This window comes from Acinetobacter sp. 1207_04, assembly GCF_052850415.1.
Genome location: NZ_VXCQ01000003.1, coordinates 187,163 through 198,658, shown reverse-complemented (window position 1 = coordinate 198,658; position 11,496 = coordinate 187,163). Strand labels below are relative to the sequence as shown.

Below are 11,496 nucleotides of genomic sequence, written 5' to 3'. Positions count from 1 at the left end.
TGCCCACTTTTTTTCATACTTAAAATCTAAATGTAGTAAACCTGCATTTTGATTATTATTTGTACATAAAAATGTACATTTTTTAGATAGGCCTCACCATGACCCAAGTGAACGCACCAGAATTCGTTCGTCATCCCAAGCTCATTGCATGGGTTGAAGAAATTGCAAAATTAACGAAACCAGCAAAAATTGAATGGTGTGACGGTAGTGACGAAGAAAATCAACGTTATATTGATTTAATGATCGCTAACGGCACAATGCAAGCGCTTAACCAAGAAAAGCACCCTGGTTCTTACCTTGCCAATTCTGATCCTTCTGACGTTGCTCGTGTTGAAGGTCGTACGTATATTTGTTCAGAAAAAGCTGAAGATGCTGGTGCAACAAACAACTGGGAAGCTCCAGCTGAAATGCGTACACGTCTCAATGGTTTATTTGATGGTGCAATGGAAGGTCGTACTTTGTATGTTGTACCTTTCTCTATGGGGCCTTTAGGTTCACATATTGCACACATCGGTATCGAATTGACTGATTCGCCGTATGTTGCTGTTAGCATGCGTAAAATGGCGCGTATGGGTAAAGCTGTTTATGATGTATTGGGTACAGATGGCGACTATATCCCATGTGTACACACAGTAGGCGCACCGCTTACTGCAGGTCAAAAAGATGTTGCTTGGCCATGTAATCCTGAAAAATATATCGTTCATTATCCAGAAACTCGTGAAATCTGGTCTTATGGCTCAGGTTACGGCGGTAATGCATTATTGGGTAAAAAATGCTTAGCGTTACGTATTGCATCTTCTATGGGTCGTCAACAAGGTTGGTTGGCTGAACATATGTTGATCCTTGGCGTAACAAATCCACAAGGTGAAAAACATTACATCGCAGCAGCATTTCCTTCTGCATGTGGTAAAACCAACTTTGCAATGTTGATTCCTCCTGTAGGTTATGAAGGTTGGAAAATTGAAACTGTAGGTGACGATATTGCTTGGATCAAACCAGGTGAAGATGGTCGCTTATATGCAATCAATCCTGAAGCTGGTTTCTTTGGTGTTGCACCAGGTACAAATACAAAAACCAATCCGAACTGTATGGCTACATTGACTAAAGATGTAATCTATACAAACGTAGCTGTGACTGATAACGGTGAAGTTTGGTGGGAAGGTCTTTCTAAAGAAGCGCCTGCTAACCTTACAAACTGGAAAGGACAACCGCACGTTACGGGTGAAAAAGCTGCGCATCCAAATGCACGCTTCACTGTTGCCGCGGGTCAATGCCCCTCTATTGATGCTGACTGGGAAAATCCAGCTGGCGTTCCAATTTCAGCATTCATCTTCGGTGGTCGCCGTGCAGACACTATTCCATTAATCTCAGAAGCATTTGACTGGGTGGATGGCGTATATAAAGCTGCAACAATGGGCTCTGAAACGACTGCTGCTGCTGTTGGTCAACAAGGTATCGTTCGTCGTGACCCATTCGCAATGCTTCCATTTGCGGGTTACAACATGGCTGACTACTTCACACACTGGTTAGAACTAGGCGAAGAAGTTGCCACTAAAGCTGCTGCAAACGGCAACAAACTTCCAGGTATCTACAACGTTAACTGGTTCCGTCGTGATGCTGAAGGTAACTTTGTATGGCCTGGTTTCGGTCAAAACATGCGTGTTCTTGAGTGGATCATTGACCGTTGTGAAGGTCGTGCTGATGCTGTTGAAACACCAATTGGCTTAGTTCCAACATATGAACAGTTGAATTGGACAGGTACAGATTTCACTAAAGAACAATTTGACCTTGTAACGGGTCAAGATAAAGACCAGTGGATCAAAGAGCTTGAAAGCCATACTGAACTGTTTGACAAACTTGGTGAGCGCTTACCTGTTGCACTTAAAACACGTCAAGCTGAGTTAATTGCTGCCGTTAAATCTGCTTAATTAGCCTTTAATTTCCCTCTTTTTAAAAGAGGGATTGAGGCAGAGTAAAAAAGACCGCTTTTATGCGGTCTTTTTTACTCTGCTTTTTTCTAAAATAGAAAAAATCTATTTAATTACAACATCATCATATTTAACCAATAAATTTATCAGTCACAGTTTTAATGCGTTTTGCATATGCTTTTGCTGTGTCTAAATCTCCACTTGGAATTTCATCTGCACTTGCATCTGCTGGTGATTGAACCAACAAACCAACAGAACCACCTAGACTATTCACATCTTGGCGTGTCGAAACTTTTGTATTTGAAGGTGCAAGACCCAGACTCACCCAAATACCACCATGCTGTGAAGCAAGCGTTTGTAGGCTAATTAAGGTGACTTGTTTATCACCATTTAAGCTTGCACTGTTGGTAAAACCTGCAAAAATTTTATCTTGCCAAACCCGTGTAAACCAACGTTTAGAAGAAGCATCAGCAAACTTTTTAAATTGCCAAGGTACACCACCCATATAGGTTGGTGCACCAAATACAATGGCATCTGCTTGATCTAAAGTATCCCAATCTGCATCGGCAATATTTCCTTCCTGATCAACTGGAACCAAATTTGCCTGAATTTCATTGGCAAAAGTTTCGGCAATCACTTTGGTGTGACCATAACCTGAATAATAAACGACGGCGATTTTTGACATATGAATACTCTTTAGCATTGTATTAAAAATATTTTATTTTTTATTCAATTATGAACTTCAATCTAACCATTTATCTAAACAGTAAAATATTGTATCGATTATTGAATACACATAAAATGAATAAATTAATGATATACTTTTGAAATCTAGTATCAATTAGTTACCACCAAGTAACCACTCTATTTTTTAGTATTACTGAGTATAAATTGTATTTATTAAGGCTGTCTTAAATGAATAAAGTGATAAATTTCAATATATTTAAAACAAATTGCCCCGCTCGATCTTTTTTTGACAAATTTGCAGATAAATGGATTTTATTGATTATTTACCAACTTGCATCACAATCTATGTATTTCAATGAACTAAAAAAAAGCTTAGATGGTATTTCACCTAAAGTACTTTCACAAAAAGTCAAAATTCTTGAACGTGATGGTTTTATCTCACGAACTATCCATGAAAATAAAGTCATTCGAGTTGAATATGCAATCACAGCTTTAGGTGCTGAATTTGCACAAACCGCACTATCTTTTAAAATTTGGGCTGAAGGCAATATGCAACACGTCATGAAAGCACAAAGAGAATTTGATGAAGCACAATATAAAACTATGTAATTGAGTCAACTTTGACTATAAACCTTGAAATAAAACCTCATCATCAAGATGGGGTTTTATACTAATCTAAACACTAAGCTGAGTTATTTTAGCTCTTTAAAACCTTGCTGACGCCATGCTTCATACAAAATTACAGCTGTTGCATTAGACAAGTTCAAACTACGTGAGTTTGGTGCCATAGGTAAACGAATCCAATGTGCTTCGGGAAATATTAAACGCACACTTTCAGGTAAACCACGAGTTTCAGGCCCCATTAATAATGCAATAGGACGGTTTAAATTTGAGGTATGTGGTGTTTCAGAACCTTTCGTCGTTAACGGATAAATTGCATCATTTTCAATACCCTGTACTTTTAAATACGCTAAACATTCAGCAAAGTTTTCCCACACTTTCATATGCGCCCATTCATGATAATCCAATCCAGCTCGACGCAACTTCTTATCATCCAGCTCAAAACCCAAAGGTTTGACTAAATGTAATTGTGCACCTGTATTGGCACATAAACGGATAATATTTCCTGTATTTGCAGGAATTTCAGGCTCAAATAAAACAACATGTATCACAAATTTTCTCAACGTTTCTTAAACCGCTCCTAGCCCCCTCCAAAAAGTGAGGAAATCCCTTCTTTCTTAAAGCGGGGTTGGGAGGAGTTTTATAACCACTGTAACTGTTCGCGCAAACTCACCACTTCGCCAATAATGGTCAGTGTAGGCGCTTGAATGTAGTTATTCTCTACTTTTGAGGCAATATCGGCAAGTGTTCCAACCACAACTTTTTGCTCAGGTGTCGTCCCTTTGGAGATCAATGCGACAGGCATATTAGAACGCTGACCATGCTCAATGAGTTTTTGGCAGATTTTTTCCAAACCTACCAAACCCATATAAAGCACAAGCGTCTGATTTTCATAAACTAATTCTTTCCACGGCAACTCAGGCGACCCCTCTTTTAAATGCCCTGTTAGAAAACGCACACTTTGAGCATAATCACGATGAGTCAATGGAATACCTGCATAAGCAGAACAACCTGAAGCAGCGGTAATCCCTGGAACAACTTGAAATGTAACACCCGCCGCAAAGAGTTCCTGTATTTCTTCGCCACCCCGCCCAAAAATAAACGGATCACCGCCTTTTAAACGACAGACACGCTTACCTTGCGAAGCATATTCCACAAGCAAAGCATTTATGCCCTCTTGTGGAACAGAATGATTAGATCGTGCTTTGCCTACATAAATTTTCTCAGCATCACGGCGACATAACTCCATAATCGCAGGTGAAACAAGGCGATCATAAATCACAACATCGGCTTGTTGCATCAAACGCAATGCTTTCAATGTTAAAAGCTCAGGATCACCTGGTCCCGCACCAACCAAGTACACTTCACCTTTCGGCTTTTGCCACCCTAATAATGCCTGTTCAATAAGGCGATCCGCTTCTGCAACATTATCGTTAAATACTTGTTCTTTCAGCGGACTTGCGTATAAATCTTCCCAAAAAATACGACGCTCATCAGGATTGATAATTTTTTCTTTAACGATTTTACGCCATTTCCCTGAAAATTCAGCAAGCTTACCCATACCATGCGGAATAGATGCCTCAAGCTGAGTACGAATTTGACGAGATAGCACAGGAGAAGCACCATTAGTCGCAATAGAAATCACCAAAGGTGAACGATCAATAATCGCAGGCACCATGAAACGACAATGTGGTAAATCATCCACACTATTCACCAGCACATTCAAAATTTCACAATGTTCAAATACAGTTTGATTGACTAACTTATCATTGGTTGCAGCAATCACTAAACGGTACAGATTCAAACTTAATCCATGATGAGATAAACCTGATTGCATATCATAAGCATGTGCAACATACTGCCCCTGAGTAGCATGCACCAAATCTAATAATTCAGGCTCAATTTCAGGTGCAATTACATCAACGCACGCACCTGCCTTTGCAAGCAGTAAAGCTTTACGATAAGCAATGCGCCCACCACCAACCAACAAACATTTTTGTTGTTGTAATTTCAAAGAGATGGGAAAAATATCCACGTTACGCCCCTTTAGGATTCAGCCACAATTTTATCATCATATTTGCGCCCAATAATATCAAAAAACATTGATGAACGATTTCGGTATTCTTGATCCTTTTTTTCAAGTGCTTTCAGCGAATGCTCTAAAATTATAGGATCAACTTTATCCGCACCTGTTTTATATGCATAATCTAAGCCAATCGGTTCTTCTTTATAATAATCAACACGCTTTACATCCATAGTTTGATAAATTGGATGCCACTCACCATTGATCTTCATCACCAATTCAGGGTTCAACATATATTGCCCACGCCCCACGCGCTTAAAGAGTTTCTTATTGTACTTATCAGAACTACAAACTTCATTTTTTGAGAACAAACTGCTGATATACGTGCGTTTTTGACGTTTTTTATCAAATAAATGCTCAGGCAATCGTTGTAAATACTCCATCAATAAAGTGCTATCGAAAGCTTTTTCCAACCAAACATAACGCTGATAGCCATGAATCAAACTCATCACGTACATCAACTGAACAATCAAATATTCAGGTTGGTTGGACTCCAACTTAAATAAACGATGATTAATCTGTAGAACCAAACTATTCTGTTCTAAGTTAGGAATCAGTTCTGCAAAGTTCGATATATTTTTTTGCGAGAGCACACTACGCTGTAATGCGATTTGAAATACATTTAAATGATGACTATCAATCAATTGTGCATCAGCACCATCTTGCAATAGTTGCTGATAGAACTCAGCATTCCCTACCCAAACTGCCGCCATGAGTGGCGTGTGATTAAACTCATTACGGTGGTTAATACCGAATTTTTCTATTTTCTTAATTAATGCTGTCGGATGCTTCACCTGATAATTCATATAATATTTGGCTAAAATCCCCTGTTCAGCTTTATGTGCTTGCACGACATTTGCCTGATTGAAAACACTCAAGGCAGGTTTAAAACCACTTTCCGCAAGCTTCGTCAAATATGCCTGATGCTGATACACTACAGCATACTCAAACAAGGTTAATTGCGCCTTTTTATTCTTTAATATTAAAGCTTGATGAGCGAGTTGTATTAATTCACTGCTGTTCAAAGTCACCCAATTTGGTGTTTCTTCTTTTAAAATTTCCTTACGAATACGTGCCGCTTGTTCTGTTTTACCCTGCAGTTCAAGTTTTTGTGCTTCTTTCTGCCACTCTTTTAAACTCGATTGCTGATCTGCCAAATCTAAATAATCGGCGGCTTGATCCAACCCCAATAAATGAAAAATACGATGCTGATCTTGTTGCTCTATCCAATAAATATTAGACATTGCCCGCGTTAGTCCCACATACAAAGCATTGATATAAAACTTATAAAGTTCGAGTGATTTATCTGCCTTATCTTTATTTCTCGCATAAACAAAATCATTTTGTAAATCTTGCACACCAATCTCAGCACAAATATCTGAAAAATGTGAAGCAGACTGACTAACAAAGTTATAAAGAATAATATTTTGATATTCCAAGCCTTTGGCTTCTTGAATTGCAAAGACCAATGGCGTTTTGAATACACGCTGTGCCATGCGCTTTTGTGATTCATGCATCACCACAACAGCAAATTGCGTAGAAACGGCTGTCTTTTGATCCAGTTCATGTAAAACATCAGGTACATTTTTTAGAAAATATACACCACCTTGAATATCAGCATTACTTTTAACTAAATAGTGACTTTCTTTATCAATCGAGCCGAAACGCGCATTCTTAAGTAACAAAACACGATTGGATACTTCAGTAATTCTTTGTGCATTACGATAGTTATGTTGCAATATATGAGTAATTTCAACGCCATGATGTAAGGATTCATACTCATGAAATAGCGTTTTAACTTTCGCCCAAGAAAAGAAATTCGGATGTACAATTTGATTGGCATCACCGCACATCAAAAATTGTCCAGATTTACTTAGGCTATTTAAAATCAAATAGAGTTGAATGGCTGTAATATCCTGCACCTCATCAATCACTACAAAATCATAGGCAGGTTTGATTTTTTGCAAATACTCAAAGCTAAGTACATTTACATCACTCAGATTATTTTTTCCCAACGCTACAAGATATTCACTAAAAATTGCATAAACCTCAGTGCGTTCTTCAACATTAAAAATAGACTGTTTAATGCCTAAATTTAAATAATCAGGTTTAGATAAATAAGCTTTTTCAGTGATTGCACCTGTCAAAACCCCTTTAAATTCTTCATACAAACTATGTGCGCTAAATTTATGTTTATAATTTTCTTTATACCACTGCATAAAAAATGCAGTATCCGCCATACCTTGATCTGGTACAGCGATGCTTTCTAAAAATTCTTGGTAGGAATAAAAATCGACTAATTGTTGATCATTATAATAATGGTCTGAATAATAGAGTTCACGTGAGTTTTTGACTAAAAAAGCAGATAAAGTCACATACAATACTTGCCCGTCTAGTTGTTTCATTTTTTCCAATAAAATCGCAGTTTTACCACTACCTGCTGAACCAATAATCACCAAAGGAAGCGCATGACGATAAATTTGCTGCTGCACATCATCAAAAGAAATAAATTTATTTAAATATACAAACTGAGGATTATTCTGATTGATATAGACCATCTGTTCATCAATAGTTAACTCATCTGCAGACTGCACTACAGGCACAGCATCTTCATCAATACCAATGTTTGCATTTAAAAAACGTGAACCTTGATAGTCATGCTTTTTCAAATACTCTAAAAGCAAAATATAGTTTTTTTGTTGATATTGATAAATCGAAAATAAAATGCGATCACTGCGATTTAATTTGGCACGATATAAATTATTTTGAATTTTTTTAACATCGGCAGATTTAAAATCATCTGCTTTTAAGTGAGCAATTAATTTATCTAAACCCGTAATCTTTTGTGTATCGAGTTCATTATAAATTAATACATCCATGCCTCACCCTACCTACCGATTGATTTCATTCATCATTATTTTACATAAAAAAATAAGCCAAATATAAAATTTGGCTTATTCAAATAACAGTATAATTTCAGCGATTAATCAATAAATGCTACACCGCCCATATATGGACGTAATACTTCAGGAATCTCAATAGAACCATCTGCACGTTGGTAATTTTCCATCACAGCAAGCAATGTACGACCAACAGCCAAACCTGAACCATTTAATGTATGAATAAACTCAGTTTTCTTTTGGTCTGCACGATAGCGTGCTTTCATACGACGTGCTTGGAAATCCCACATATTTGAACATGAAGAAATTTCACGATACGTTTCTTGGCTTGGCACCCAAACTTCTAAATCGTAAGTTTTGCATGCGCCGAAGCCCATATCTCCACCGCAAAGTAAAATTTTACGGTATGGTAAACCCAATGCTTGCAAAATACCTTCAGCATGACCTGTCAATTCTTCTAAAGCATTCATCGAATCTTCAGGTTTAACAATCTGAACCATTTCAACTTTGTCGAACTGATGTTGACGAATCAAACCACGTGTATCACGACCATACGAACCCGCTTCACTACGGAAACACGGGGTATGTGCAGCATATTTGAGTGGTAAACGTTCAGGATCAATAATCTCGTCACGGACAAAATTCGTCACAGGAACTTCAGCAGTCGGTATCAAATAGTATTCTTTTTCACCTTGCAATTTGAATAAATCTTCTTCAAATTTAGGCAATTGCCCTGTGCCACGCAAAGAATCAGCATTCACTAAATACGGTACATAGGCTTCAGTATAACCATTCTCAAGTGTATGCGTATTTAACATAAACTGGGTAATTGCACGTTGTAAACGCGCCAATGGTCCTTTCAAAACACTAAAACGAGTTCCTGTGAGTTTGGTCGCAGTTTCAAACTCCAAACCACCCATCATTTCACCAAGGTCAGTATGATCTTTCACTTCAAAATCGAACTGACGAGGCGTGCCCCATTTTAAAATTTCAACGTTGTCTTCTTCACTTTTCCCTTCAGGTACAGATTCATCAGGTAAGTTTGGAATAGACATCAATTTTGCATCAAGTTCAGCTTGAAGTTCATTTAAATCAACTTCAGCGGCTTTGATTTCATCACCAATGGCAGACATACGTGCCATGATTTCAGACGCATCACCGCCAGCTTTTTTGATCTGACCGACCTGTTTTGCACCAGCATTTCGCTCTGCTTGTAAGTTTTCAGTTTTGGATTGTATGTCTTTACGGCGTGCTTCAAGCGCAGCCCATTCCGCTGTGTCCAATTGAACACCACGTTTTGCTAAGGCTAAATTTACAGCCTCAATATTAGTTCTGAGTAATTTCGGGTCGATCATAGCCAATCTGAATATTTAGAAAAAAACTGTTCATAGTGTAAACTTTTCACCATGATAAATACAGTGACAGGAATATTTCAGCCCTAGAATTGCATATTTAGACAACAATCATGCACAAGACTCAATTTCCTTACACCACCTTAATTAATTTTCCTGCTTAACGGGTTGATCTGCCTTAATCTGTGGCAACGCAGGTAAATATTCGGCTTTGACCAAATCTTTTGCAATTTGATAAGGCAAGCGTAGCTCAGGCATACCTTCAGCATAAGGTGCTAGCTCATATAAGGGGTAAACAAAAACAATGCCATTTACACCATAAAAATAGTTATCACTCAACTGCAACTTGTCACGTGTGATGTCATGTTGCGTTAACCAACTCGCATTAGTATCATAAAGTTGCTCAGCAACCTTAGCCTCCACATTAGGCTTTAAAATATCTGTGAGTGCTAAACGTTTTTGTGTATTTAAATCAAAGGTCACAAATTCATTGTGCTGCATACCATGTGCCGAACCTGCAACATAAGTATAAGACTGAATTACAAAAGTTGCCAAATTGTACTGCTGTGAAATAAAACGTACATAAATACTATTTTGATTAAGCCCCTTAGGAGATGTCACAGCAACATCACTCGCTGTCTGCGTCTGATGTGCATCGACTGAAAAAGCCATAGGTACATCTTTTTTCATACGATCTAGAAAGTAAGCATCAATCCAATCTACATTGGTTTTAACATTCTGAAAATCATATTGTGTACAACCATCTTCATCACAAAATTGCTTTTTTGGTAATTCAACACGTTCAATTTTAGCTTCAATTAAAGCTACAGTTTTAACTGCAGCAGTGACCTGTTCAGCCTGTGGCGCTGGCTTTTCCTGACAAGCTGTCAGTACAATTGCAGAAACCAACGCAGAAACAGCAAAACCAATTTTAAAATTCACGTTCATTTCCATATTTTTACAGCATAATCAGACTTATTTTAATCATAAAGCTCCCAACATTAAATAAACATTTTTAATTGTTGTTCATACTCATAATTTCTGTATTTTTAAACACGAAATATCAACCTATAAGATACGATCAGCCATAAAACAACAATCAAAAAAAGCAGTCCAAAGACTGCTTTCAATAGATTGAATGAAAATTATTGATCAATTACATCTGTACCTTTAGGCGGTACAAAATTAAAAGTTGAAGCCGGAATCGTTGCATTAACTTTAACATCATTAAAACGAATAGTAGTTGTTTGCCCTAAAGAGTCTTTTAAAATCATTAATGTGGGTGCATTTTTTGCGCCAAAACTAATGGTCAAACTTTGAAATGCACCATCTTTTTGTTTAGGATAAAGCGTGTAATAAGTTTTAGCAGCATCAGGCATGGTAATTTTATATGCATTCATAATCTGCTTAGTATTTCCAGATAACAGTAATGCAGGTGTATTTGCCACTTGCTCATCTAGACTTTGACGAACCGCTTGTTGTAAATCAGGATCATAAATCCATACTGTACGCCCCGAGGTTACAATGGTTTGTTTCGCGGGCGATGTTGTTTGCCAATAGAATTTACCTGGACGCTCAACCTTCATTAAACCTTTGAATGTTTGATTCATGTGCTGTGCGGTTAAACCTTTTTTAGGCGCTATTTTACTGGCATCTGTTGCTTTCGTGGTTTGTTCAAAATTAGCAGTTAAACTTTTAATATCACCCAGTTGTTTAATCAGTTGTGCTGTCGCTTGTTGCTCCGATGCAGCACCTGCTGCAAAAACATGGGTACTCATTATCGGTGCAAACACAGCCGCACTTATTACTACTGCACCAACCGTTTTACGAAGCATATTCATAGGTTCACCTTATATTGACTTGTTTTGCTTAATCGCAATTTTTTCAGATGTTTTATCTTAAACTAGATTGAGTGCTAAAGAATT

At 37.7% G+C, this 11,496-nt stretch carries 9 protein-coding genes; 2 read left to right on the top strand and 7 right to left on the bottom strand.

Annotated elements, in window-relative coordinates; translation table 11 throughout:
- The first annotated feature begins 98 nt into the window (after positions 1–98).
- Positions 99–1,928, top strand: a complete 1,830-nt coding sequence (locus FW754_RS04400) for a phosphoenolpyruvate carboxykinase (GTP) (RefSeq protein WP_409511241.1) — start codon at positions 99–101, stop codon at positions 1,926–1,928.
- Positions 1,929–2,058: 130 nt separating this feature from the next.
- Here FW754_RS04400 and FW754_RS04395 read toward each other — a convergent pair whose 3' ends face one another.
- Positions 2,059–2,613, bottom strand: coding sequence for a flavodoxin family protein (locus FW754_RS04395; RefSeq protein WP_409511242.1), 555 nt, complete (start codon positions 2,611–2,613; stop codon positions 2,059–2,061).
- Between the two features lie 230 nt (positions 2,614–2,843).
- Here FW754_RS04395 and FW754_RS04390 point away from each other — a divergent pair, with 230 nt between their 5' ends.
- The gene (locus FW754_RS04390) at positions 2,844–3,224 is read left to right on the top strand and encodes a winged helix-turn-helix transcriptional regulator (RefSeq protein ID WP_409511243.1); all 381 of its coding nucleotides are present in this window, start codon (positions 2,844–2,846) and stop codon (positions 3,222–3,224) included.
- An 83-nt stretch (positions 3,225–3,307) separates the two neighbouring features.
- Here the strand turns inward: FW754_RS04390 and FW754_RS04385 are convergent, their stop codons facing one another.
- The 6 genes from FW754_RS04385 to lolA all read right to left on the bottom strand — a co-directional run bounded on the left by FW754_RS04385 (position 3,308) and on the right by lolA (position 11,412).
- Complete coding sequence (locus FW754_RS04385) at positions 3,308–3,787, bottom strand: tRNA (cytidine(34)-2'-O)-methyltransferase (protein ID WP_419346487.1); 480 nt, start codon at positions 3,785–3,787, stop codon at positions 3,308–3,310.
- Between the two features lie 89 nt (positions 3,788–3,876).
- Entirely contained in the window at positions 3,877–5,271 is a 1,395-nt protein-coding gene (gene cysG / locus FW754_RS04380) for a siroheme synthase CysG (RefSeq protein WP_409511245.1), read from the bottom strand.
- An 11-nt stretch (positions 5,272–5,282) separates the two neighbouring features.
- Entirely contained in the window at positions 5,283–8,198 is a 2,916-nt protein-coding gene (locus FW754_RS04375; RefSeq protein ID WP_446323975.1) for a UvrD-helicase domain-containing protein, read from the bottom strand.
- 104 nt (positions 8,199–8,302) lie between these two features.
- Positions 8,303–9,574: a serine--tRNA ligase gene (serS, locus tag FW754_RS04370; protein ID WP_409511247.1), complete on the bottom strand. Its 1,272-nt coding sequence runs from the start codon at positions 9,572–9,574 to the stop codon at positions 8,303–8,305.
- Positions 9,575–9,718: 144 nt separating this feature from the next.
- Positions 9,719–10,519, bottom strand: coding sequence for an RsiV family protein (locus FW754_RS04365; protein WP_446323988.1), 801 nt, complete (start codon positions 10,517–10,519; stop codon positions 9,719–9,721).
- Positions 10,520–10,716: 197 nt separating this feature from the next.
- Entirely contained in the window at positions 10,717–11,412 is a 696-nt protein-coding gene (lolA, locus tag FW754_RS04360; RefSeq protein ID WP_409511248.1) for an outer membrane lipoprotein chaperone LolA, read from the bottom strand.
- Between the last annotated feature and the right edge of the window lie 84 nt (positions 11,413–11,496).

Bases quoted from the DNA above. Each gene is read 5' to 3' on its own strand.
- FW754_RS04400 (WP_409511241.1), top strand. From the start codon at position 99: ATGACCCAAGTGAACGCACCAGAATTCGTTCGTCATCCCAAGCTCATT.
- FW754_RS04395 (WP_409511242.1), bottom strand. From the start codon at position 2,613: ATGTCAAAAATCGCCGTCGTTTATTATTCAGGTTATGGTCACACCAAA.
- FW754_RS04390 (WP_409511243.1), top strand. From the start codon at position 2,844: ATGAATAAAGTGATAAATTTCAATATATTTAAAACAAATTGCCCCGCT.
- FW754_RS04375 (WP_446323975.1), bottom strand. From the start codon at position 8,198: ATGGATGTATTAATTTATAATGAACTCGATACACAAAAGATTACGGGT.
- serS (WP_409511247.1), bottom strand. From the start codon at position 9,574: ATGATCGACCCGAAATTACTCAGAACTAATATTGAGGCTGTAAATTTA.
- FW754_RS04365 (WP_446323988.1), bottom strand. From the start codon at position 10,519: ATGAACGTGAATTTTAAAATTGGTTTTGCTGTTTCTGCGTTGGTTTCT.
- lolA (WP_409511248.1), bottom strand. From the start codon at position 11,412: ATGAATATGCTTCGTAAAACGGTTGGTGCAGTAGTAATAAGTGCGGCT.